Source organism: Microlunatus elymi (assembly GCF_007362775.1).
Lineage (GTDB): Bacteria > Actinomycetota > Actinomycetes > Propionibacteriales > Propionibacteriaceae > Microlunatus > Microlunatus elymi.
This window is the reverse complement of sequence record NZ_CP041692.1, coordinates 3,758,616-3,782,377: the sequence shown is the minus strand read 5'-3', so window position 1 is coordinate 3,782,377 and position 23,762 is coordinate 3,758,616. Positions and strand designations below refer to the sequence as shown.

Genomic DNA, 23,762 nt, shown 5'->3' with positions numbered 1-23,762 from the left:
CCAGCTCGTGCTGGAAATTTCCTGGTACGGGGTTGGTTGGGGCGGCCAGAATCCGGCTCGTGCTGGGAATTGGGCCGCCGGTGTCGGATCGCGGGTCAGACTGCGGATCGTGCTGGAAGGTTGGCGAGGGGCGAGGGGACGGGGAGGGTCCGGGTTCGGTGATCATGAGACCGCACTCGCGATCGGACCGAGGGCCAGGGCGGGGAAGAAGGTCAGGCCGGCGACGATCAAGGCGGTGAAGACGTGCAGGCCGACGAACAGCGGCGTGTGGGTGGGCAGACTGCCGGAGACCGGCCGCCTGACCTGACCGGCCAACGAGCCGGCCAGTGCGAGCACCAGACCGATCAGGATGAAGCGACCGATCAGCATGCAGAAGCCGAGCATGGTGTTGTAGAAGTAGGTGTTCGCGCTCAGCCCGGCGAAGGCGGAGCCGTTGTTGTTGGAGGCCGAGGCGAACGCGTACAGGATCTCGCTGAGGCCGGACGATCCCGAGTTGTTACGCGAGGCCAGCGCGGCCGGGTTGATCGATGCGACGGCCGCCCCGACCAGCAGGATGGCCGGCATCGCCAGGGTGTAGAGGGCGACATAGCTGATCTCCCGGCGGCCGATCCGCTTGCCGAGGAACTCCGGCGTCCGCCCGATCATCAAGCCGGCCAGGAAGACGGCCATGATCGCCATCAACAGAGCTCCGTACAGACCGGAGCCGGTGCCGCCCGGTGAGACCTCGCCGAGCATCATGTTCAACATCATCATGCCGCCGCCGAGGGCGGTGAAACTGCCGCCCATCGCGTTGACCGGGCCGCTCGAGGTGCCGGTGGAGGTGTTGTTGTAGAGCACGGATCCGGCGATCCCGAATCGAACCTCCTTCCCCTCCATGGCGGCACCGGCGGCTCCGGCCGCGATTCCGCCGTGGGCCGACTCGGCGATCCACATGATCACCAGTCCGGCCAGCCAGAGCACGCCCATGAACGCCAGCACCGCATGACCGTTGGCCGGTCTGCCGACCAGCAGCCCGTACGTCCTGGCCAGACCGACCGGGATGATCAACATCAGCGCGATCTCGATCAGATTGCTGACCGGGTTGGGATTCTCGAACGGATGCGCGCTGTTGGCGTTGTAGAAGCCGCCGCCGTTGGTGCCGAGCTGTTTGATCACCTCCTGAGAGGCGACAGGGCCGCCGGGAAGGGTCTGACTGCCGCCGGCCAGCGTGTGCACGGTCTCGGGTCCGGCGAAGTTCTGCACCACCCCCGTCAAGATCAACATCACCGCGACCACGATCGAGATCGGCAGCAGGATCCTGATCACGCTGCGGACCAGGTCGGTCCAGAAGTTTCCGAGCCGGTCGGTACGTGATCGGGCCAGCCCGCGAATCAGCGCCACCGCAACGCACATGCCGACCGCCGCTGACGCGAAATTCTGGACGGCCAGGCCGGCCATCTGGGCCAGGTATCCCAGATTTTCGCCGGGGTAGGCCTGCCAATTGGTGTTGGTGACGAAGGACACCGCCGTGTTCCACGCCAGTGCCGGATCGAAGCCCGGGGTGTTGTTGCTCAACGGCAGCAGTCCTTGCAGCCGCAGCAGCCCGTACAGGAACAGGACTCCGGCGGCGGAGAAGCCCAGTACGGACGCGTAGTAGACGCCCCAGCGTTGATCACCGTCGGGATCGATCCGCAGCGTACGGTAGATCAACTTCTCCACCGCCAGATGCCGTGGCGAACTGTAAGCCCGGGCCATGTACGAGCCCAGCAACAGATAGCTCCCGCCGACCAGCACCAGCAACATGGCCAGCTGGAGCAGTCCGGGCATCAGGTCAGACATGGATCACCTGTCGAATCGTGAAGTTGATCAAGAGCGTTCGCAGATTGATCAAGAAGCGTCGGTCAGCGGTCGGGGTGGAGCAGGCTGAAGATCAGGTAGGCCAGCAGCACCAGTGCGATGGCGAACCCGATCAGGTTCTCGATGGTCACCGCGTGTTCCTTCCCCGAGAACCGCTCTCGGCTGCGTGATCGTCGCCGCCGATTCGTTCCAGGGCTCGGCCGAACAGTCCGGCGATCACGAAGAAGCCGAGCGTGCCGATGATGTAGATCAGGTCGAGCATGATGGGTGCTGGTTTCTCTGGCAGCTGGCTGCCGATTCTCGATCGACAGTCGACGCACCGGCGGTCCGTCGGCTCAAGACAATCGCGCCGCGTCGGGCACCTCGCGGCTCTTGACGGGTTCTTGACGGCCGAAGATCGGCTCTTGCCGGGTTCTTGATCAACGCCGCGGACCCAGCAGGCGTACCGGGTGTCCCGAGGGAGCATGGCGGGTCGCGTCTTCGACGCGGGCCGATTCGAGTGCGTCTTCGACGCGGGCGTCAAAGTACCGACGGGGATCGCGACACGCCGATAGGCTCAGTGATGGAACGCCGGACGGTTCGCGCCAGGTGTGCTCGGACGGGAGAGGAGTACGGCGATGTCGCAGACAGCCGATGACCGGGGAAGCACGACGGGTGATCATTCCGCGGACGAGGGCGGCGGCCGGCGTCCGGTGCGGGCGTTGTCGGTCTTGATCAAGATCCGTCGAGCGCTGCCGAGTTTGCGGCCGGCCGAGCAACGCGTTGCCCAGGCGGTGCTCGACGATCCGGCCGGGGTGTCGGAGAGTTCGATCACCACCGTGGCCAAGCTCTGCGAGACCTCGGAGACCACGGTGTTGAGGTTCTGTCGTGCTGTCGGTCTGGCCGGCTATCCCGAGTTGCGGATCGCGTTGGCCCGGGCCGCCCAGTGGGAGGAGACCGATCAGGACAACGGCGCTCCGATCACCGGCCGGATCAGTCAGACCGACTCGTTGTCCGACGTGGTCAGCAAGATCGCGTACGCCGATTCGCGGGCGATTGCCGACACCGCCCGGGCGCTGGACGTGCAGATGCTGGAACGGGTGGTGGACACGCTGGCGGCTGCCCGCAGGATCGACGTCTTCGGTACCGGGGCCAGCGGGCTGGTCGCCCAGGATCTTCATCACAAGCTGCATCGGATCGGGCTGACCTCGTTCAGCTGGCCCGACTCGCATCTGGCGTTGACCGCGGCCGCCGTGCTGAAACCCGACGACGTGGCCCTCGCGTTCTCGCACAGCGGCACCACCTCCGACACCATCGACGTGCTCAAGGTGGCGCGACGGCACGGTGCCACCACCATCGCGGTGACCAATTTCGATCACTCGCCGATCAGCCAGCACTGCGATCTCTTGCTGGTCACCGCCGCGCACGAAGCGGCCTTCCGATCCGGCGCGATGTCCAGCCGGATCGCCCAACTCGCCTTGGTGGATTGCATTTTCGCCGGTGTCGCGCAGCGCTCCTACGAGGAGTCGGTGGAGGCGATCGAGAGCAGCTACGCCGCGGTCGAGAGCCGGCACCTGAGCAGTCGCACGCACTGATCGCTGTTGATCACCGACGAAGTTGATCATCAACTGCGGTGATCAACCGCGCCCAAGGTGATCATCAACCGCGGGCAGCGACCTGAGACACAGCTTCGTCCGCGGCGGGACCAGGGACCCGACATCTGGGCGTTTCGGCCGGTTCAGCACCGATCGCATGTTTAATGACAGGGTGAGAACTGACAACGACGGGCGTGTCTGGGTGCATCCTCAACATGACAGCTGCCCAGCCCGCTGGACGAGGCGAGGTGTGCGGTGATGGAAGCGATCGGTACCGAGCGAGTCAATCCCGCCTCGGCCGCGCTGGACGAGATGACGCCGACGCAGATCGTCGCGACCATGAACGAGGCCGACTTCGCCGTCCCGGAAGCGATCCGGCGCGCACAGCCGCAGATCGCCTCGGCGATCGCCGCAGCGGAACCGCTGTTCAACTCCGGCGGTCGACTGATCTACGTCGGTGCCGGCACGTCCGGCCGGCTCGGCGTCCTTGACGCGGCGGAGTGTCCGCCCACCTTCCAGACCGATCCCGAGCGGGTGGTCGGAATGATTGCCGGCGGCCGAACGGCCCTGGTCGACGCGGTCGAGGGTGCCGAGGACGACACCGTGGCTGGCGCACGCGACATCGACGCGCGCGAAGTCGGACCCGCCGACGTGGTGGTCGGCCTGGCAGCCAGCGGACGTACCCCGTACGTGATCGGGGCGCTCGACCGCTCCCGGGCGCTGGGTGCGCTGACCGTTTCCCTGTCCTGCAACCCGGGCGCCGAGTTGTCCCGGCATGCGGCGTACGCGATCGAGGTCGACACCGGGCCGGAGGTGCTCACCGGCTCGACCCGGCTGAAGGCGGGCAGCGCCCAGAAGCAGGTGCTGAACATGATCTCGACCGCGCTGATGGTTCGCTCCGGTCGCACCTACGGCAATCTGATGGTCGACGTTCAGGCCACCAACGCCAAGCTGCGAATGCGGGCGACCCGGCTGGTCTCGTTGATCGCCGAGACCGACGAGGCGACCGCGCGACGGGCGCTGGAATCGTGCGACTACGAGGTCAAGACCGCGGTGGTGATGCTGCGGCGCAGCGAGACGGCCGACGTCGCCCGGGAACGACTCGCGGCGGCTGCGGGTCGGCTGGCCGTGGCGATCGACCTGCCGAGCTCACAGCACCCCGCCCTCACCGACTGAGCCCTGCTCAAGCCGCGCGCAAAACCCTCTGTCGCGCGCGAAATACCGGTAGCGGCGGCACATATCGGGTGCGGCTGTTCGCTCAGGCGCGCGCAGCGCGATCTGCTCAGGCGCGCGCAGCGCGATTGATTCAGGCGCGCGCAGCGCGACGCTTCGCGCGCCAGACGGCCTGGCCGATGATCAGCACCAGCAGGCCGATGGAGATGTAGCCGGAGTAGCGGGCGATCAGGTCGACGACGTTCACCGCCGACTGGCCGAGCTGATGGCCGAGGAACATCCACAGCGAGCAGATGATCGCCGAGCCGATCAGATCGACGATCAGGAATTTCCGCAGCCGCATACCGGCCATCCCGAGCGTCGCGTAGATCACCGCCGCGGGCAGCGGTACGACGTAGGCGAGCAGGATCGCCGGTACGCCGTACCGCCGTGCCAGCGCTTCGGCCCGGCCGGCGTTTCGGGCCGCCCACTTGGAGCGACCGGCGACCAGTTCGATCAGCCCGTGACCCCAGAGTTTCCCGGCCCACCAGAACAGCGGATCCCACTTCACGCAGCTGACGATGCCGAGGATCAGCCCGACCAACCACCAGTCTGCGCGGCCGACGGCCGACAACGCGCCGATGGTGACCAGACCCGATCGGGAGCCGGTGATCGCCACCAGCGCCAGCGGCGCGCTGCCCAGCAGCACCGGCCGCAGCGGGATCATGATCAGCCCGATGATTCCGCTCAGCGAGAAACCGATCCAGCACAGGATGTCCTCGCGCCGTGGCTTGCCCTTCCACGGCAGTTTGGCGTCCTCCCACCATTCCTTCTGCCGCGGCTCCTCGGCGGCGTCGGCGGCGCTGTCGGTGTCGGATGTTGGGTCGTTCGGATCGGCCTCGACCCGTTCGGGCGCGACCGAAGGCGCGGGGTCGAACTCCGGATCCGCTGCAGACACCCGAGCAACGGTACCTGTCCTCGGGTGTACTCGTGCTTCCTGCCGAGGATCAACCGCTCAGGACCCGTCGGGTGCAGCTGAGCCGACGGTGGTAGGTTCGGATGCTGCCCGAAGGGCCACCACAACTGCATGAAGAAGCATCAGTTCAGTACGAACATTTGTTCAGAACGACCATTTGTTCAGAACGACAGGGGAGCGCAGAGCGCTGAGAGTGCGGGTAACCGCAGACCCTCAGACCTGATCTGGGTAATGCCAGCGAAGGGAGTCGACCGGGACCACCGTGGTGCCGGTGACGCGACGCTACCTGTCCTCGACCGAGGAGCAGGCGATGACCGTACAAGATCAACAAGCACGCGCCGGGCAGGATCGACCGTTCGGCCGATGGCGAACCAGCGACATCCTGATCACCGCCGCGATCGGCGTCGTGTTCGGGGTGATCTTCTTCTTCTGGAACGCGTTCTACAGCGTGATCGAGCCGCTGTTCACCGCTTTCCCGCCGGCCCGGGCGCTGTTCTACGGGGTCTGGCTGGTGCCCGGCGTGCTCGCTCCGTTCATCACCCGCAAGGCCGGTGCCGGCGTGCTCGCAGAGCTGATCGGCTCGCTGGTGGAGACGATCTTCGGCGGCTGGAGCGGCGCCATGACGATCGTGTACGGGTTGGCGCAGGGTCTGGCCGCCGAGCTGGGGTATGCGATCTTCCGCTATCGGATGTGGCGCAGGATCAACCCGTTCATCGCGGGCGCCACCGCGGGCCTGGCCCCGGCGATCCTGGACAACGTCCTGTACTACCCGACCTGGTCCATCCGATGGCAGATCAGCTACGGCATCGCCGCGATCGTGTCCACCGCGATCATCGGCGGTCTGATCACGATCGCGTTGCACGCCACCTTGCGGTCCTCCGGTGCGTTGCCGGCCCGCCGCGGATGATCATGTCCGTACCCGATCCGGACCGTGGTCCGAGCAGGATTCTCCTGCAGGGCTTCGGATATCGGCACCTGATCCGACAGCAGTGGGCGATCCGCAACGTCGATCTGAGCATCGAGCCCGGAGAGCGGGTGCTGCTGCTCGGCCCGTCCGGAGCCGGCAAGTCGACCTTGCTGCATGTCGTCGCCGGGCTGCTCGATCGCGAGACCGGTGACGTCGAGGGGGTCGTACGCGTCGACGGTGCGGCGCCGACGCCGGCCTCCGGCGGGCACGGACTGTCGCGGACCGGGATCGTCTTCCAGGATCCCGACAGCCAACTGGTGATGAGCCGCTGCGGTGACGAGGTCGCGTTCGGGCTGGAGAACGCCGGCGTACCGCGAGCGGAGATCTGGCCCCGAGTCCGCCGGGCGCTGCACGCTGTCGGCTTCGACTACGCCCTGGATCGCTCCACCCAGGCACTGTCCGGCGGCGAGCGGCAACGACTGGTGCTGGCGGGTGTGCTCGCCCTCCGGCCGCGACTGCTGTTGCTGGACGAGCCGACCGCCAACCTCGATCCGGACGGCGCCGCGCAGGTGCTGTCCGCGCTGGCCGGCAGCACGGCCGATCGCTCGGCAACCATGATCATCATCGAACACCGGATCCGGCCGGTGCTGCCGCTGGTCGATCGGGTCGTGGTGATCGACCCGGTCGACGGCGTGATCGCCGACGGGGTTCCGGACCAGGTGCTGGCCGCAGAGCATGATCGACTCGCCGCCGGCGGCGTCTGGGTCGATGATCAACTTCCGTGGAAGCCGGAGACCGGTACGAGGCCGGCAACCGGCACACCGTTGCTGCGGGTCGAGGCACCTCGCCGTCGCTACACCGACGGCGGTCCGCTGCTGCCCGAGCCGATCGAGGTGACGGTGCGATCCGGTTCGGTGACCGCCGTGGTCGGAGCGAACGGTTCCGGCAAGTCGACGTTGGCCGGAATGCTGTCCGGTCTGAGCGCCCCGCACACCGGAGCCGTGACGCCGACCGCCGAACTGTCGGCCGGCCTGCGCGCCCGGCAGGCGGCCAAGCCGATTCGGCGCTGGCCGTCGGAACAGCTGGCGGCGCGGATCGGAACGGTCTTCCAGAACCCCGAGCATCAGTTCCTGACCGGCCGGGTGGCCGACGAGATCGCCCTCGGGCCGCGGCACAGCCGCTCGGTCTATCGGCAGCGGGCCGACGAGTTGATGCAGCGGCTCGGGCTGACCAACTTGGCCGAGGCGAACCCGTTCACCCTGTCCGGCGGAGAGAAGCGCCGGCTGTCGGTCGCCACCGCACTGGCCGGACGGCCCCGGGTGGTGATCTTGGACGAGCCGACCTTCGGCCAGGATCGCCGGACCTGGATCGCGCTGGCCACGTTGTTCGCCGAGCTCGCCGCCGACGGCATCGCGTTGCTGTTCGTGTCTCATGATCAACTACTCACCGCGGCGCTGGCCGATCAGACCGTCGAGTTGCGCCGGCCCGACATCGACCGGCAGCCGAACGGAATCGAGGTGGCGGTCTGATGTTCGGTCCTCTGGCCGCCGAGCGTCGTACGCCGTTGCAGACGCTGAACCCGTTGGTCACCCTGGTGCTGGTCGGCATCGTCGCGGCGACCATGATCGCCACCTTCTCCTTCGTCACCGCGACGATCATGATCATCGCGGAGCTGCCCTTGATCGTTCTGGCCAGACTCTCGCCGCGAGCCTGGCTGTGGCGCGCCTGGCCGCTGGCGCTGGCGTTGATCGGGATCATGGTCGCCAATCTGTTGTTCACCGACATCCACAGCGGAACCACCCTGCTGCACGCAGGTGCGATCTGGGTGACCACGGACGGCCTGGCCGCCGCCGGGAGCGTTGCGCTGCGGCTGCTGGTGCTGGCGATTCCCGGCATCGTGCTGTTCGCCCGACTGGACCCGACCGAACTCGCCGACTCGCTCGTCACCCACTGGCACGCTCGGGCCCGGATGGCCATGGGATCCCTTGCTGCGCTGCGTTTGGCGCCGCTGGTGCTCACCGATCTCCGGCAGTCCTACGCCGCCCGCCGGACCCGAGGTCTGATCGGGCGCAATCCGCTGCTGGCCGTGCCGATGGCCTTCTCCACGCTGTCGATGATCTTGGTCACCGCAATCCGTCGCGCCACCCGGCTCTCGGCCGCGATGGACTCGCGCGGCTTCGACTCCGGTGTGCCGCGCACGATGGCCCGGGTCTCGCGATGGCGCGTCCGCGATTGGGTCGTGTCCCTCGGCTACCTCGCCGCGGCGATGATCGCGGTCGCTGCCGGCGTCCTGCTCGAGGGGTAACGCACGTGTCGACGGGCGCGGAGCAGCCGGAGGCCGTTGTCCGGCGATCTGTCGTGATCTTGTCACCACGTGATCATCGGTAGTTCGCACGGCCCGGATAGTCCTGTCGGTGCCAATTTCATCGACAGCAGGAGAGTGCCGTGCCATCACCGGCTTCACGTCGTACATTCTTGACCACCGTGCTCGGCGCCGGCGGCGCCGTGGCTGCGGCGGGCTGGTCGGGGGACTGAACGTCCCGTCCGCCCTGGGCGCTCCGCGGCAGACCAGATCCGGCCGACCGATGCTGACGCACGGCGTGCAGAGCGGCGACGTGACCAGCAACTCGGCAACGATCTGGACCCGTGCGGATCGGGAGGCGCGGATGCTGGTCGAGATCAGCCGCGGCCCGGAATTCCGCCGCAGCCAAGCGATTCCAGGCGCCTGGCTGCGAGCATCCTCGGATTTCACCGGCAAGACCGTGATCAACGGGTTGCCGTCCGGCACCGATCTGTACTACCGGGTCACCCCGTACGGTCATGGTGATCATGATCGCGCCGGCCAGCAGCTGACCGGCCACCTGCGGACGGCAGCGCGTGACCGGCGTGACATCTCGTTCGTCTGGTCCGGGGACCTCGGCGGCCAAGGCTGGGGCATCGACGTCGATCGCGGCGGTTACCGGATCTTCGAACAGATGCGCAAGCTTTCGCCGGACTTCGACATCTGCAACGGCGACAACGTCTACGCCGACGATCCGATCGAGGCGACCCAGCTGACCCACGACGGATCGGTCTGGCACAACCTGGTCACCGAGGAGAAGTCGAAGCCGGCCGAGACGCTGACCGAGTATCGCGGCCAGTACCAGTACAACCTGATGGACGAGAACCTGAAGGCGTTCTACGCCGAGGTGGCGCAGATCCAGCAGTGGGATGATCATGAAACCCACAGCAACTGGTATCCGGGCGAGATCCTCGAGGACGCCGAGTACACCGAGAAACGCGTTGACGTGTTGAAGTATCGGGCTCGGCAGGCCTATCACGAGTACACCCCGATCAATCCGCGCTACGACGCCGAAGGGCGGATCTACCGGACCCTGCATCAGGGACCGCTGCGGGACGTGTTCGTGCTGGACATGCGGTGGTTCCGCGACGCCAACTCGCCGAACCGGCAAACCTTCAACGACGGCGGGATTCTCGGCTTGCGCCAGCAGCGCTGGCTGGAGCGTGAACTGCTGCAGTCCAGGGCGACCTGGAAGGTGATCTCCAACGACATGCCGCTGGGTGAGGTGGTCGCCGACGGAGCCTCCGACTACGAGGCGGTGTCCAACGGCGACAACGGACAACCGATGGGACGCGAGCTGCAGATCGCCGAGATCCTCCGCTTCATCAAGCGGCACAAGATCAAGAACGTGGTCTGGCTGACCACCGACGTGCACTACACCGCGGCCCACTACTTTGATCCGGACAAGGCGGCGTTCAACGACTTCGACCCGTTCTGGCAGTTCACCACCGGCCCGTTGAATGCCGGCAGCTTCCCGGCGAGTCCGGTAGACGGCACCTTCGGTGCGCAGCAGGTGTTCGTCAAATCACCGCCGTACGCCAACGCCGCACCGGACAGCGAGTATCAGTTCTTCGGCGAGGTCAAGATCTCGGGCCGGAGCCGGGAGCTGACGGTGAACCTGCGCGACAACTCCGGCACCGTGTTGTGGTCGAGGGATCTGGCCCCACAACGTTCCTGGTCGGTCGGCCGGTCGCTCAGCGGGTCAGATTCGCACCAATGTTGGTGCGAATCTCACCCGGTGATGGATGAGTGCCAGTTGCTGACGTCTGCCAACAGGCGGCGTACGGTCTCCGGATGATCATCGGCGAGGTTGGTCTGCTCGTACGGATCGTCCGCCAGGTCGGACAGCCAGACCGGATCGGGCAGCACCCGGTCGAAGTCCAGGCACGGGTTGGTGATCAACTTCCAGTCGCCCTCGCGGATCGCCAGCTGGTTGTCCTGGGACCAGACCAGCTGCTGGTGCGGCGATTCCGCGGTGCCGGCCAGCAGGCCGCTGACGTCACGGCCGTCGAAGTCGATCCCCGGTCCCAGGTCGGTGGTCTCGATCCCGAGCAGGGACAGCACGGTGGGCACCACGTCGGACATCTGAGCCGGGGCATCGACGACACGACCGGCCGGCAGCGCCGCGGGGTAACTGATCAAGAACGGTTCGCGGATGCCACCGTCGAAAAGGCTGCCCTTGTAGCCGCGATAGCCACCGGTGGTGCCGGCACGCCACGGTTGATCGTTGCCGTCGAGCCAGTTCCGCGATTCGGCCGACGGGCCGTTGTCGCTGGAGAAGATGATCACTGTGTCGTCCAGCAAACCCTGCTCACGCAGGGTCTCCACCACCCTGCCGACGCCGTCGTCGACGGCCGCGATCATCGCCGCCATGATCCGCCGATCGGCCGGTAGGTCGGCGAAGCGGTCGAGGTAGTGCTGCGGAGCGTGCATCGGATAATGCGGTGCGTTGTACGGCAGGTAACAGAAGAACGGCTGATCGGCGTGGCGCTCGATGAAGTCGACCGCTCGATCGGTGATCAGCTCGGTCAGGTATTCGCCGTTGTGCCAGACCTCGGTCTCGTTCTCCCACAGGTCATGCAGCGGATCCGTGCCGTCGCCCTGTCCCCAGTAGAAGATGTGGCTGTAGTAGTCCACGCAACCGGCGAGGAAGCCGAAGAACTCCTCGAAACCGTGCGACCGCGGCCGGCAGTCCGGCGTCAGGCCGAGGTGCCACTTGCCGAAGATGCCGGTGTGGTAACCCTGCTCGGCCAGGATCGACATCAGCGTCGGTTGATCGTTGGACAACCCCGGGGTGCTGCGACGGCCGCCCAGGATGTGAGTGACGCCGGTGTTGATCGGATGCCGTCCGGTCAACAATGCCGCCCGCGACGGTGAACAGACCGGTGCGTTGGAATACCACGACGTGGCGCGTACGCCCCGTTCGGCCAACGCATCCAGGTGTGGCGTGGCCAGATCGTCGGCCCCGTAGCAGCCGAGATCGCCGTAGCCCAGGTCGTCGGTGTAGACGATCACCACGTTGGGCCGGCGGCGGGACCTGCGGTCGGCCGGGCTCGCAGAACTCATCCCGGCAGGCTATCGAAGCGCTTCTCGCCAACTCGAGGAGACCGCTCACAGGATGTCCAAAGGCTGCTCTGGGGCATCGGACGGGTCGCCGGCGTTTGCTGTAGGCAGCTGATCTTCACCGAGAGGGCGTGACTTCATGGCTGGACTGTTCACAGGGACGAATGCTGCTGCACACCCGTTGCGGAAGCCGCTACGGCGGTTGGCCGCCGCCGCCGGCGCCGGCGTGCTGATGGTTGGACTGGCCGTCGGTCCGGCCTCGGCCGCCACCACTCGGCTGGTCGACGCCGGCGGCTACGGCTCGCCGTACGGCTGGGGCTACGGCTCCGGCGGATCACAGAGCTCCGGCACGAGCACCACGCAATCCGATCCGGCCAGCACAAGCGAGTCCCGCGGCGTCGTTTTGATCGACACCGAGCTCTACGACGGCTCCGGCGCAGCCGGCACCGGCATCGTGCTCACCTCGGGCGGCAAGATCCTGACCAACTATCACGTGGTGGAAGGCTCGACCAGCATCAAGGTCACCGTGGCCAGCACCGGTGCCACATACACCGCAACCCTGGTCGGCGCGGACCAGAGCTCCGACGTCGCCGTGCTCCAGCTGAAGAAGGCCTCTGGACTGACCACTGCCGATCTGGATGAGGATCAGGTCGCCGTCGGAGACAACGTCACCGCAGTCGGCAACGCCGGCGGCACCGGCGAACTCAGCGCCGCCGACGGCCAGGTGACCTCGCTGAACGCGGACATCACCACCGCCGCCGAGGACACGGTGAAGGGCGAGAGCCTGACCGGAATGATCGAGACCGACGCCGACGTGGTCGCCGGCGACTCCGGCGGTCCGTTGCTGGACTCCCAGGGCGAGGTCGTCGGCATCGACACCGCGGCCTCCTCCGGCAGCCAGATCGACGGGTATGCGATCCCGATCGACAACGCGTTGAAGATCGTCGATCAGATCAACGCCGGCAACGAGACCAGCCAGGTCCGGATCGGCCCGGCCGCCTACCTGGGCGTCGAGGTCAGCGATTCCAGCGCCCAGTCCGCCGAGTCCGGTGGCCAGTCCGGTTGGGGCGACCAGTACGGCTACAACGACCCGTTCGGCGGAGCCGGCACCAGCGGCGCCTTCGGCGGGTCCGGCTCGTTCGGCACCCAAAGCACAACGGGCACATCCGGAGCAGCGGTGGTCGGAGTCGAGGACGGCACCCCTGCCGTAACCGCCGGCCTGGCAGCCGGCGACGTGATCACCGGCGTCGGCTCGACCACCATCGGCTCGGCATCCGCGTTGACCGACGCGCTGGCCAAGCATCAGCCCGGCGACCAGGTCAAGATCACCTGGATCGACAGCAACGGTGATCAGCAATCGGCAACGGTCACCCTCGGCGACAGCCCCATCAACTGAGTTGTCAGAAGGTAGTTGGGTCATAGCCCAACTACCTTCTGACAGGTCGGGCAGGATGAGGGGATGGAGTTGCTTCCGGGGCAGGGAAATGACGATGCGACGCTGACGATCTGCGGTAACCGAATCACCAGATTTCAGTTGTACGCAGCGGCTGCCGCGGTCGCCGAACAGGTGGCCGGCGCGGACGCCGCCGCGGTGCACGCGACTGCCGACCTGTCCACGGTGATCGCCATTATCGGCTGCCTGCAGGCAGATGTACCGGCGGTGCCGATCCCGCCGGACTCCGGGCCCCGCGAACGTGATCATCTGTTGCGTGATTCCGGGGCCGACTGCTGGTTCGGCGACCGGCCCGATGATCTTCCTTCCGCGCTGCCGTCGGTGATCATCGATCGGTCGCGACAGTCCACACCGCCGGCCGAACCGGATCCGGACAGCACCGCGTTGATCATGTACACCTCGGGCACCACCGGCGCGCCGAAGGGTGCACTGATCTCTCGCCGGGCCCTGGCCGCCGAACTGGACGCGCTGGCCGCGGCCTGGCAATGGAGCCCGGAAGACGTTCTGGTGCAGGGACTTCCGCTGTTCCACGTACACGGACTCGTGCTCGGCCTGCTCGGACCGTTGCGGGTGGGCGGATCGCTGATCCACACCGGCCGGCCCCGGCCCGAGCTCTACGCCGCCGCGGCCGAAGCCGGCGGCACGATGTTCTTCGGCGTGCCGACGGTCTGGAGCCGCATCGCCGCCGATCCTGCGTCGGCGAGGGCGTTGTCGTCGGCGCGGTTGCTGGTGTCCGGCAGCGCCGGCTTGCCGTCGACGGTGTTCCGCGATGTCCGTGAACTGGCCGGGCAGGGGCCGATCGAGCGGTACGGGATGACCGAGACGTTGATCACGCTGGCGGCCCGCGTCGACGAGGAACGGCGGCCGGGTTGGGTCGGGCGGCCGATCGACGGAGTACGGGCACGGATCGTTGATGATCATGAAGCTCCGGTTCCCGCCGACGGCGAGACCATCGGTGACCTGCAGATCCGGGGAGCCACCCTGTTCGACGGCTACCTCGGTCGCCCGGAAGCGACCGCAGAGTCGTTCACCGCGGACGGCTGGTTTCGCACCGGCGACGTCGCCGCGGTGGACGCGGAAGATCATCATCGCATCGTCGGCCGGGCCGAACAGGACTTGATCAAGTCCGGTGGCTACCGGGTCGGCGCGGGCGAGATCGAGGCCGTCCTGCTCGACTACCCGGGCATCGAGGAAGTCGCTGTGGTCGGCGTACCCGATGATGATCTTGGTCAGCGGATCGTCGCCTACGTGGTCGGAGATCAGGTCGACGAGCAGCACGTGATCAACTGGGTTGCCGGCCAGCTGTCGGTGCACAAACGCCCTCGTGAGATCCGCCGTACCGCATCCCTGCCACGCAACGCGATGGGCAAGATCCAGAAGTCCCAACTGCACTGATCGGCCAGTTGCGCTGATCGGCCCGTTGCGCTGATCGGCCCGTTGAGCCGAGCGCTCAGTCGTCCCGACCGGTTTCGGACGAGTTCATCGCGGACACCAGTTCCGAGCCGGCCATCCAGGTGGCGAAGGTGACGCTGCCCAGCTCAAAGGCGGACAGGTCGCGGTCCCACTGTTGACCGCCCTTCGCACGCGACGGCAGCAACAGCGCGAGGCCGGCGGCGATGTTGATCGCTGCCCAGACACCGTTCACCGGTCCGTCGGACCGGCGTCCGGCCAACGGGGTCATGTGCCGTCGACCGGTGATCGCAGAGGCCAGGTGCGGAAGGCTGTTCGCCAGCAGCATGCCGGCGACGAACGAAGTGACGCGAGTTCTGGACATAGCGTGAAATCTAGACTGCTCCGCGGCACGTGGGATCTGTCGCAGGACGGAGATCCGGCCGGTAGCCTCTGATCGTGCCCGCCCGTCCCGAAGTCCCGATCAGCTTTCTGAAGCAGCCGCGTTGGTGGTCTGTGCCGCTATCACCTGATGGACCGGGGCGAAACTCAACAGTGGTTGGAAAACGTACCGCCGACTCAGGAGGTCAGGCTGAGCTGGGTGGTCATGTACGGCGCGCGGATGTGCGGTGACACGCGACAGTCGGCGACGAAGACGCCGTCGCTGCCGGCGTCCAGCCAGCGGGCCAGCTGATCAAGATCATCCGGCGTGTTGATCACCGCGCCGGCTGCTCCGAGGGCGCGACCGAGGGCGGCGAAGTCGGCGGTACGGATCCGCATCGGAGCAGTAGACAACCCCAGGCTGCCGTACTGATGCAATTCGGCACCGTAGTAACCGTCGTTCCAGACCACGACCACGCCACGGCGTACCGTCCTGATCATGCTGTCCAGGTCGGCGAGCGCCATCAGCCCGCCACCGTCGCCGGTGGTCAGCACCACGGTCGACTCCGGCAGCGCGGCCGCAGCACCGACGGCACTGGGGAATCCCATCCCGATCGCCTGGAACTCCGTACCGACCAGGATCAACCGGTTCGGCTCCGGCAGATCCCAGTAGGTCGGTGCCCAGCCGATGAAGTGGCCGCCGTCGGAGACCACGGTCCGGTCGGCCGGGAGCAGCTGATTCAGCCGGTACGCCACCGACCGCGGGTCCAGTCGACCGTCCGCCGCCAGCCCGGTGCCCGGATCGCGGTGCCGAGAGCGGTTGGCTGCTCGATCACGCCAGCGGTGCACGGGTGCGTCGCCCAGTTCGGCCAGCAACGCCTCGGCGCTCAACCGTACGTCGCCACGCAGGTAATGCGACACCGACGGATGCGTTGCCTGATCGGCGAGGTCGAGTTGGATCACCGTGGCGTCGGATCCGAGCGCCGTCTGATGTCGCATGGTGAAAGGATTGAGCCGAGCGCCCGCCACCAGCACCACGTCTGCGGAGTTGATCAACTTCGCCGCGTCGTCGTCGGCGAATCCGCCGCAGATACCAAGATCAACTTCGAGCCCGTCGGGAGCCGGGCCGATCACGCCGGGGGCGCCGGCGCTGGTCGCCGTCAACGCACCGATCCGATGCGCCAGCCGGGCCAGCACGTCGGACGCCCCGGACAGCCAGGCACCACGTCCGGCCAGCACGAGCGGATGCTGAGCACGGTCCAGAATCCCTGCCAGGGCAGGAATCTGCGTCCGATCGGGAGCCAACGGGGCGGGCATGATCAACTCCGCGGCCGTGGGCTGGACGCCGGCTCCGGCCGCGGCCAGATCGTACGGAATGGACAGCACCACGGGCGCTCGATGATCAAGTGCGTACTGCAACGCCGCCACGGTCATCGCGGCGGCATCGTCGGTACCGACGACGAAGGTTCGGGCGCCGACCGCGGCCGCGATGCCCGGTTGATCAACATCCCACGGCCGAGCCCCGGTGGACGGCTGATCACCCGTCACCAGCAGCAGCGGCGTCCGGGCCCGGACCGCCTCGGCCAGCGCCGTGACCGTGTTGGTGTAGCCGGCGCCGTAGGTGGTGGTTGCGGCAGCGATGCGCCCGCAGGCGCGATAGTAGGCGTCCGCGGCGACCACGGCGCCGGCCTCGTGGCGGACCGCGACGAAGGGCACGTCGGTGCCGGCGAGCGCGTCCAGCAGGTAGGCGTTTCCGTTGCCCATCAGACCGAAGCAGTGGCGCAGGTGCCGTGCCAGGGTCTGCGCGATCACGCCGGAGACGGTGAATTCAGGGTCGGTGGACATGGCTGCGGAATCTCCTCGAGACGAGCGACGCCGAGCGAGCGTGGCGACGCGACGGTGTGGTGGCCGTATGTGTCTCGGTTCCTCGACCTCGATCGAGCCGGCGTGGCCGCCGGAGCGGCGGGTCGAGCCCTGATTGCCCATTTTTCGAGCAACGGCATCGCAGCATCGCGTGCCGGACGTTGCCCACCTTACGACGCCGTCGGCGAAAGATCTTCCGGCAGCCTGTGGATAACTCGCCCGGGCCGGGTGCGGATCGGGTTGATGATCGTCGGCATGACTCAATTCCTTTCCGATGACCCGCATCCGACCCCGCCGTCGATCGACCAGGCTCCGCCGGTGCACGACAGCGAAGAGCTGCGGCAGCGCTGGCGTTCGCTGTTGGGCAGTGGCGGTTTCGGGCTGCATTCGCTGTGGGCGATCTGGTTCGACCGCGACGGGCGGCAACTGCCTGCCGTGCTGCCGATCGATGATCTTCCCGATCGTCTCGACCCGGACATGCTGCGCAGTGTGATCTGGATGGTGAACGGTGTCCGCGATCAGGGCGCCTGCAGCGTAGCGTTGCTGCTCAGCCGGCCAGGTCCGTCGCGAGTCACCGAGTTGGACAAAGCCCGGGCGACCGCGATCCTGACCACCATCGGCGACCTGCGGGCAACCGGTGAATTCGAGCTGGCGCTCTGGCCGATGCACCTGGCCACCGCTGATTCGGTTCGTACCCTGTCGGCAGACGATCTGGTTTAGCCGATGATGATCCTTGCCAGTACGGGGCGGTGATCGGATGCGGTCGGGTCACTGTCGACGATCCGGGCGGCCACCGTCCGGACCGCCGGCGTGGACAAGATCAGATCGATCCGCTCCATCGGTTGGTCGGACGGATAGGTGGACGGATCGCCGTCGCCGGACCAGGTGTCGGACAGCGCGGCGATCAAGGACGTGAGCTCTGGGGCGTCCGGTTCGGCGTTGAAGTCGCCGACCAGGACACTCGGCCGGTCGTGGTCGATCAGGCCGATGATCTGCTCCGCCTGGGCTCGCCGGGCCGCGTCGGATTCGACTGCCAGGTGGACGTTGGCGAACCCGAACTCCGTACCGTCGACGTCGATGGTCGCCCGGAGCAGTCCGCGCGGCTCGTCCTCCGCGGACCCGGTCAGTCGATCGTTGCTCCAGGAGAGGATCGGATGACGGGACAGGATCGCCGTGCCGTACTGCATCCGCGGCTCGCCGTCGGCCGGTGGATCGTCGTCGATGTTGGCGCCGAAGACGACGTGATATCCCAACAGGGCAGCGAGTTCGGCGGCCTGGTCGGCGTTGTCACTGCGTTCGCCGTAGTGCCGGTCGACCTCCTGCAGACCGATCACGTCGGCGATCTTGATCACCTCGGCGATCCGGGAGAGCGAGAGCACGTCGTCGGTTCCCTCGCCGTGATGGATGTTGAACGACATCACGGTCAATTCGGTGGGCATGTCGGGGGCGGCACCTCGCCGGTTCAGGAGTTGATCTTGAGGGTACGAGTCGGCTCACGGTCGAAGCCGATGATCTCGATCCGGTCATGGTAGACCTCGGCGATCGCGTAGGCGTTGCGGCGAGTCTGCACCATCCCGCAGAGCGTCAGGTAGTTGACGCCTCCGTGCTCGCCGTAGCCGCCTTGATGCTGGTGACCGTTGAACCAGACCTTCAGTGCGGGGAAGTCGGGCAGCCGTTCGCGCATCCGATGATCATCGAGCAGGTTGTCACCGTGATCGGGAAAGACCGGGTGATGTGCCAGGATCGCCGCCCGCAAACCGTGCGTCCCGGCGTCCTCGATCTGATCTTCCAGCCAGCCGGTCTGCTCCGGGCCGATGGTGCCGTTCCACGCGTTGGCGTTGGGGCGTTTCTCCGCGGCCAGCCGATCGAGAAGTTGCCGGCCCTGCAGCCAGCGTTCGGTCTGCGGTTCGGCGGCGATCACGCCGACCTCGTTCGTGTTCAGCACCAGGAAACGCCAGCCGGCGACGTCGAAGGCGTAGTAGGGCCGTTCGAGCCCGAAGGCGCTGAAGACGTCAGCTTCGGCCGAGACGCCGTTCGGGCCGGTTCGTGACAGGAAGTCGTGATTGCCGAGCACCTGCCGCACCGGGGCGGTCGACTGCCGGAGCAGGTTGAGCACCGGTGGCAGATTTTCCAGATCATGATCGACAAGATCACCGAGGTGGACGACGAAGGCGAGCTCGTGCCGGTTGAACTCGGTGATCGCCTCCGCCAGTTTGCCGAGGGAATATCGGTAGTAGCGGTCGATCTGAGGGCGAGGGTCGTCGTCCGCGTACTGCACGTCGGCCAGCAACCCGAATCGGAACAGCGGCTCGGCGTCGACATCCCGGTCGGCCCCGGCCACCGTCGCGGCTGATCGTGCGGTGTGGTTGGACGCTTCAGCGGTCACGGGTGCAGTCTGGTCGCGGGGTGGCAGTGCTGGCAACCGTCCGCGCGGCCGGGCGCGGAAGTTCACCCGTCGTTGGTACGATCGAAACCCGGCCGATCAGCCGGCGTCCTCAACCCGTCGCGGCTCGACGTCCAGCCGGCCGGCAAGATCATCGAAGCCGATCCCGTAGGTGTCCCGGACGACCGGTCCGTCATCGGTGATCAGGAACACCGACGACTCGGTGTAGATCCGGCTGACACAGCCGACGCCGGTCAGCGGATAAGTGCAGGACGGTACCAGTTTGGCCCTTCCGTCCTTGCCGAACAGCGACATGATCACGTACACGTCCTTGGCGCCGATGGCCAGATCCATCGCGCCGCCGACAGCGGGAATCGCGTCCGGGGCACCGGTGTGCCAGTTGGCCAGGTCGCCCGTAGCCGAGACCTGAAAGGCGCCCAGCACACAGACATCGAGATGCCCGCCGCGCATCATCGCGAACGAATCGGCGTGATGGAAGTACGACGCCCCGGGCAGTTCGGTCACCGGCAACTTGCCGGCGTTGATCAAATCCGGATCGATCTGATCACCGGTCGCCGCCGAGCCCATGCCGAGCATGCCGTTCTCGGTGTGCAACGTGACCCGCTGCTCGGCCGTCAGGTGATCGGCGACCTTGGTCGGTTGCCCGATGCCGAGATTCACGTACGACCCGGTCGGGATGTCTGCGGCGACCAGAGCTGCGATCTCGTCCCGGCCGAGCGGACCGCGATCGAGATGTTCACAAGTACGAGTTGTATCGCTCACGACGCCGCCTTCGCGGCTGCGTACGGCTCGGCCATCACGACCCGGTCGACGAAGATCGCCGGCGTCACCACTGACTCCGGATCAAGATCACCGGTCGGTACCAGCTCGCGGACCTGGACGATCGTAGTGCTGGCGGCGCTGGCCATGATCGGCGCGAAATTCCTTGCTGTCTTGCGATACACGAGGTTGCCGACGCCGTCGGCACGATCCGCGGCGATCAGTGCGACGTCGGCCGGCAGGGCGTACTCGAGGATCTGCCAGCGGCCACCGATCTTGCGAGCCTCCTTGCCCGCGGCGAGCGGGGTGCCGTAGCCGGTCGGGGTGAAGAAGGCGCCGATGCCGGCGCCTGCTGCGCGGATCCGTTCGGCGAGATTGCCTTGCGGCACCAGCTCCAACTCGATCCGACCGGACCTGTAGAGGTCGTCGAACACCCACGAGTCGGTCTGCCGCGGAAAGGAGCAGATGATCTTGGAGACCTGACCGGCGGCCAGCAGTGCGGCCAGCCCGGTGTCTCCGTTGCCGGCGTTGTTGTTGATCACGGTCAGCTGCTGGGCGCCGGTACGGCGCAGCGCCTCGATCAACGCGAACGGCATGCCGGCGTTGCCGAAGCCGCCGATCATGACGGTCGAACCGTCGGTGATGCCGGCAACCGCTTCGTCCGGATCGGCGCAGACCCGCATCATGAGACGGCCTCCTCGTTTTCCAACACCACGGCCAGTCCCTGGCCGACACCGATGCAGATCGCGGCCACGCCCCACTGTTGATCTTGCTCCTTCATGATCGCGACGAGGGTGCCGAGGATGCGACCGCCGGAGGCGCCCAGCGGATGACCGATCGCGATCGCCCCGCCCCACTGGTTGACGATCTCGGGATCGACGCCCCAGGCGTCGATGCAGGCCAGCGACTGCACCGCGAACGCCTCGTTGAGTTCGACCACGCCGACATCGGCCCAGCCGATCCCGGCACGGGCCAACGCCCGATTCGCCGCCTCCACCGGGGCGTAGCCGAACAGTTGCGGATCCAGCGCCATTACACCCCGGCCGGCGATCCTCGCCTGCGGTGCACTGCCGAGTCGTTCGGCCGCGTGCTCGGATCCGATCAGCGTCGCGGCCGCGCCGTCGTTCAGCGAGGACGCGTTGCCCGCCGTGATCGTGCCGTCCGTACCGAAGGCGGGTTTCAGCTTGGCCAGCGACTCCGCCGAACTGTTCGGCCGGATGGTCTCGTCCATGGCCAACTCGGCGCCGTACTCGGCCAGCAGCGGCGCCCCGGTGATCAACTTCTCGTATTTGCCCTGTCGCCAGGCCAGCGTCGCGCGTTCGTGCGACGTGAGCGCGAACGCGTCCTGACGTTGCCGGGAGATGCCGAACTTCTGCTGCAGCTGTTCATTGGCCTCGCCGAGTGAGGCGGTCCACTCCTTCGGCATCCGAGGATTGATCAGCCGCCAGCCGAGCGTGGTCGAAACCGCAGTGACATCGCCGGCAGGGTAGGGCCTCGACGGTTTGGGAAGCACCCACGGAGCCCGGCTCATCGACTCGACGCCGCCGGCGATGATCACCTCCGCGTCGCCGGTCTCGATCGTCCGGGATGCGATCATCGCGGCGTCCAGGCTCGAGCCGCAGAGCCGGTTCACGGTGCTCGCGGGCACGCTGGTCGGCAACCCGGCCAGCAGAGACGACATCCGGCCGACGTTGCGATTCTCCTCGCCGGCGCCGTTGGCGTTGCCGAAGATCACCTCGTCCACCGCCTCGGCGTCGAGCCCTCGTTCGAGCAATGAGGTGATCACGACAGCACCAAGATCATCCGGCCGTACGCCGGCCAGTGCGCCGCCGATCTTCCCGAACGGAGTCCGAACCGCGTCGTACAGATAGGCGGACGTCTGCCTGCTCACGGAGCCCTCCTCTCCAGCTCGCACGATGAGCCGCGACCCGCAGGCGAGCCGTCCGCATCGGTAAGAATGCAGGAGCAGTCGCGTCGAACCGGCGTTTCAGGGCCGAACTGGCGATCTGCTCCTACATTGTTACTGCTCGAACGAGGTCGGGTGCGGGCCGGGTGTCTCGGTCCGCTGCGAATGCCGCTAGCTTGGGGCGATGAAGGACGCGACAGTCGCCGGGCCGAGCGACCAGGGGGTCGGGGAAGCGCCCGACCGGGTCCAGGCGACCGAGGATTCGTCGGTCGACCTCGCGCCCGTTCACGAGACGACGCGGAGGCGCCGTATCAGACGAAACGTCCTGCGGATCTCGATCGTGGCGGTGGTGGTGATCATGGTCGCGATTGCCGGGGTAGGCATCGTCCGACAGCTTCAACCAGAGGTTCCGGTGACGACCTCGCCCGGACACAGCGGGGTGGTGGGCACCGGGCAGTCTCTTTCCTGCGTTGACTCCTACGGCCTGGACAGCCTGGTGCACAGGGATTGGGCGGCCGACGGGACCATCACCAAGCTCAGGATCAGCGGCGACGATGCGAACGCGACCGTCCGCGTCGAGCACTGGTATCGCGGCGGCACCGGCACCAGGATCAACATCCAGATCGCCAGCCCGTGGGTCGACGAGGACAGGCCACCGGCGTACGGGGTCGGGACGCGACTGCTGCTGAGCGGCGGCACCGACCAGGCCGGTTACCACGCCTGGTCCTGCGGATTCACCCGCTACTACGACCCGACCACAGCCGGCCGGTGGGCGGAAGCGTTCGGTCGATAGCGATCAGTGCACGCTGACTCGTGGATCCAGGACCGCGTAGCCGATGTCGACCAGGATGTTGGCGGCGACCACGGCGGCACTGGCGAAGAGCACGATGCCGATGATCACCGGCAGGTCCTGCTGGTTGATCGCCCGGATCGCGGTGTATCCCAAGCCAGGAAGGCTGAACACGGTTTCGGTCACCACCACGCCGCCGATCAGCTGACCAAGATCAATACCGAACTGGGTGACCACCGGGGTCAGTGCGGCACGCAGCGCATGCCGATAGGTGACTCGGCCGTCGCTGATGCCCTTCGACCGGGCGGTGCGGATGTAGTCCTCACCGAGCACGTCCAGCATCGAGCTGCGAGTCAGCCGGGTGTACGTGGCGGCCAGCAGCAGCGCCAGCGTGATCCAGGGCAGCACCAGATGCTGGAACCACTGTGCCGGGCTGGTACTGAACGGCACGTACTGGCCCGGCGGGAACCAGGCGTGCCCGGACACGGTGAGCCGGAAATAGAGGAAGTACAACAGCAGCAGGCCGAGGTAGAACGACGGCATCGAGTAGAAGAACAACGCGAAGATCGTCAGACTGCGATCCGCCACGCTGTGCGGATGGGTCGCCGACACCACACCGCTGTAGACGCCCAGTGCCAGCCAGAGGATCGAGGCGCCGACCGCCAGCGAAACCGTGATCGGCAACGCTTGGGCGATGATGTGGGTGACCGCGACACCGTGGTAGTAGTCGTAGCCGAGGTCGCCGTGCAACGCATTGCTGAGGAAATGCCAGTACTGCTTCCACAACGGCTGGTCCAGGCCCAGCCGGTGGTTGATCAACGCGATCGTCTGCGGCGTCGCCTGCCGGCCGGCCAGCGTGCGAGCGACATCGCTGGGCACGATGAAGAACAACGCGAAAACGCCGATGGTGATCAACCACATCACCAGCAGGCCGAGCAGGATGCGCCGGATGAGAAACCTGACCATGA

23 protein-coding genes and 1 riboswitch are annotated in these 23,762 nt (G+C 66.9%); of the genes, 10 read left to right on the top strand and 13 right to left on the bottom strand.

Features of this window, described 5'->3' with window-relative positions:
* Nucleotides 1–162 precede the first annotated feature (162 nt).
* The 3 genes from kdpA to FOE78_RS24440 form a co-directional block, all read right to left on the bottom strand.
* Nucleotides 163–1,818 (bottom strand): potassium-transporting ATPase subunit KdpA, encoded by a 1,656-nt coding sequence (kdpA, locus tag FOE78_RS16980; protein WP_143987349.1) that lies wholly within the window; start codon nt 1,816–1,818, stop codon nt 163–165.
* 62 nt (nt 1,819–1,880) lie between these two features.
* On the bottom strand, nt 1,881–1,928 hold the full coding sequence (locus FOE78_RS24835; RefSeq protein ID WP_407662664.1) for a hypothetical protein: 48 nt from the start codon (nt 1,926–1,928) through the stop codon (nt 1,881–1,883).
* Nucleotides 1,929–1,963: 35 nt separating this feature from the next.
* Entirely contained in the window at nt 1,964–2,098 is a 135-nt protein-coding gene (locus FOE78_RS24440; RefSeq protein WP_266094978.1) for a hypothetical protein, read from the bottom strand.
* Nucleotides 2,099–2,453: 355 nt separating this feature from the next.
* Between FOE78_RS24440 and FOE78_RS16970 the strand changes: the two genes are divergently transcribed.
* Together FOE78_RS16970 and murQ are read left to right on the top strand one after the other, a co-directional pair.
* Nucleotides 2,454–3,410, top strand: coding sequence for a MurR/RpiR family transcriptional regulator (locus FOE78_RS16970; protein WP_143987348.1), 957 nt, complete (start codon nt 2,454–2,456; stop codon nt 3,408–3,410).
* A 258-nt stretch (nt 3,411–3,668) separates the two neighbouring features.
* A complete protein-coding gene (murQ, locus tag FOE78_RS16965; protein ID WP_143987347.1) occupies nt 3,669–4,586 on the top strand; it encodes an N-acetylmuramic acid 6-phosphate etherase in 918 nt (305 codons plus the stop codon).
* A gap of 130 nt (nt 4,587–4,716) precedes the next feature.
* Here murQ and FOE78_RS16960 read toward each other — a convergent pair whose 3' ends face one another.
* Entirely contained in the window at nt 4,717–5,520 is an 804-nt protein-coding gene (locus tag FOE78_RS16960; protein WP_143987346.1) for a DedA family protein, read from the bottom strand.
* A 179-nt stretch (nt 5,521–5,699) separates the two neighbouring features.
* Nucleotides 5,700–5,801, top strand: a riboswitch (TPP riboswitch).
* Between the two features lie 8 nt (nt 5,802–5,809).
* Between FOE78_RS16960 and FOE78_RS16955 the strand changes: the two genes are divergently transcribed.
* The 4 genes from FOE78_RS16955 (at nt 5,810) to FOE78_RS16935 (ending at nt 10,584) form a co-directional block, all read left to right on the top strand.
* The gene (locus tag FOE78_RS16955; RefSeq protein ID WP_210414633.1) at nt 5,810–6,445 is read left to right on the top strand and encodes an ECF transporter S component; all 636 of its coding nucleotides are present in this window, start codon (nt 5,810–5,812) and stop codon (nt 6,443–6,445) included.
* A gap of 2 nt (nt 6,446–6,447) precedes the next feature.
* Nucleotides 6,448–7,974 carry an ABC transporter ATP-binding protein gene (locus FOE78_RS16950; protein ID WP_143987345.1) on the top strand — a complete coding sequence of 509 codons (1,527 nt, stop codon included), beginning with the start codon at nt 6,448–6,450 and terminating at the stop codon, nt 7,972–7,974.
* The gene (locus FOE78_RS16945) at nt 7,974–8,750 is read left to right on the top strand and encodes an energy-coupling factor transporter transmembrane component T family protein (RefSeq protein WP_143987344.1); all 777 of its coding nucleotides are present in this window, start codon (nt 7,974–7,976) and stop codon (nt 8,748–8,750) included. The genes FOE78_RS16950 and FOE78_RS16945 overlap by 1 nt, the downstream gene beginning before the upstream one ends.
* 280 nt (nt 8,751–9,030) lie before the next feature.
* The gene (locus FOE78_RS16935; protein ID WP_143987342.1) at nt 9,031–10,584 is read left to right on the top strand and encodes an alkaline phosphatase D family protein; all 1,554 of its coding nucleotides are present in this window, start codon (nt 9,031–9,033) and stop codon (nt 10,582–10,584) included.
* On the opposite strand, the gene FOE78_RS16930 is transcribed toward FOE78_RS16935, so the two are convergent.
* On the bottom strand, nt 10,518–11,852 hold the full coding sequence (locus tag FOE78_RS16930; protein ID WP_143987341.1) for a sulfatase-like hydrolase/transferase: 1,335 nt from the start codon (nt 11,850–11,852) through the stop codon (nt 10,518–10,520). The genes FOE78_RS16935 and FOE78_RS16930 overlap by 67 nt on opposite strands.
* 136 nt (nt 11,853–11,988) lie before the next feature.
* Between FOE78_RS16930 and FOE78_RS16925 the strand changes: the two genes are divergently transcribed.
* Both FOE78_RS16925 and FOE78_RS16920 read left to right on the top strand, forming a co-directional pair.
* A complete protein-coding gene (locus tag FOE78_RS16925) occupies nt 11,989–13,245 on the top strand; it encodes a S1C family serine protease (protein ID WP_143987340.1) in 1,257 nt (418 codons plus the stop codon).
* Between the two features lie 63 nt (nt 13,246–13,308).
* Nucleotides 13,309–14,697, top strand: coding sequence for an AMP-binding protein (locus tag FOE78_RS16920; protein ID WP_143987339.1), 1,389 nt, complete (start codon nt 13,309–13,311; stop codon nt 14,695–14,697).
* Between the two features lie 55 nt (nt 14,698–14,752).
* On the opposite strand, the gene FOE78_RS16915 is transcribed toward FOE78_RS16920, so the two are convergent.
* A complete protein-coding gene (locus FOE78_RS16915) occupies nt 14,753–15,076 on the bottom strand; it encodes a hypothetical protein (RefSeq protein WP_143987338.1) in 324 nt (107 codons plus the stop codon).
* A gap of 194 nt (nt 15,077–15,270) precedes the next feature.
* On the bottom strand, nt 15,271–16,917 hold the full coding sequence (locus FOE78_RS16910) for a thiamine pyrophosphate-binding protein (protein ID WP_143987337.1): 1,647 nt from the start codon (nt 16,915–16,917) through the stop codon (nt 15,271–15,273).
* 54 nt (nt 16,918–16,971) lie between these two features.
* On the opposite strand from FOE78_RS16910, the gene FOE78_RS16905 reads away from it, so the two are divergent.
* Nucleotides 16,972–17,655: a hypothetical protein gene (locus FOE78_RS16905; RefSeq protein WP_143987336.1), complete on the top strand. Its 684-nt coding sequence runs from the start codon at nt 16,972–16,974 to the stop codon at nt 17,653–17,655.
* Here the strand turns inward: FOE78_RS16905 and FOE78_RS16900 are convergent.
* From FOE78_RS16900 to FOE78_RS16880, 5 genes are all read right to left on the bottom strand, one after another.
* Nucleotides 17,652–18,374, bottom strand: a complete 723-nt coding sequence (locus tag FOE78_RS16900; protein ID WP_143987335.1) for an endonuclease/exonuclease/phosphatase family protein — start codon at nt 18,372–18,374, stop codon at nt 17,652–17,654. The two genes, FOE78_RS16905 and FOE78_RS16900, sit on opposite strands and share 4 nt — an antisense overlap.
* A 23-nt stretch (nt 18,375–18,397) precedes the next feature.
* Nucleotides 18,398–19,321 carry a metallophosphoesterase gene (locus FOE78_RS16895; protein ID WP_168207559.1) on the bottom strand — a complete coding sequence of 308 codons (924 nt, stop codon included), beginning with the start codon at nt 19,319–19,321 and terminating at the stop codon, nt 18,398–18,400.
* Nucleotides 19,322–19,417: 96 nt separating this feature from the next.
* Nucleotides 19,418–20,101: a 3-oxoacid CoA-transferase subunit B gene (locus FOE78_RS16890; protein ID WP_143987333.1), complete on the bottom strand. Its 684-nt coding sequence runs from the start codon at nt 20,099–20,101 to the stop codon at nt 19,418–19,420.
* On the bottom strand, nt 20,098–20,784 hold the full coding sequence (locus tag FOE78_RS16885) for a 3-oxoacid CoA-transferase subunit A (protein WP_143987332.1): 687 nt from the start codon (nt 20,782–20,784) through the stop codon (nt 20,098–20,100). The genes FOE78_RS16890 and FOE78_RS16885 overlap by 4 nt, the downstream gene beginning before the upstream one ends.
* On the bottom strand, nt 20,781–21,989 hold the full coding sequence (locus tag FOE78_RS16880) for a thiolase family protein (protein WP_143987331.1): 1,209 nt from the start codon (nt 21,987–21,989) through the stop codon (nt 20,781–20,783). The genes FOE78_RS16885 and FOE78_RS16880 overlap by 4 nt, the downstream gene beginning before the upstream one ends.
* 199 nt (nt 21,990–22,188) lie before the next feature.
* Between FOE78_RS16880 and FOE78_RS16875 the strand changes: the two genes are divergently transcribed.
* Nucleotides 22,189–22,797: a hypothetical protein gene (locus FOE78_RS16875; protein WP_143987330.1), complete on the top strand. Its 609-nt coding sequence runs from the start codon at nt 22,189–22,191 to the stop codon at nt 22,795–22,797.
* Nucleotides 22,798–22,800: 3 nt separating this feature from the next.
* On the opposite strand, the gene FOE78_RS16870 is transcribed toward FOE78_RS16875, so the two are convergent.
* Nucleotides 22,801–23,760, bottom strand: a complete 960-nt coding sequence (locus tag FOE78_RS16870) for an ABC transporter permease (protein WP_143987329.1) — start codon at nt 23,758–23,760, stop codon at nt 22,801–22,803.
* Nucleotides 23,761–23,762 lie beyond the last annotated feature (2 nt).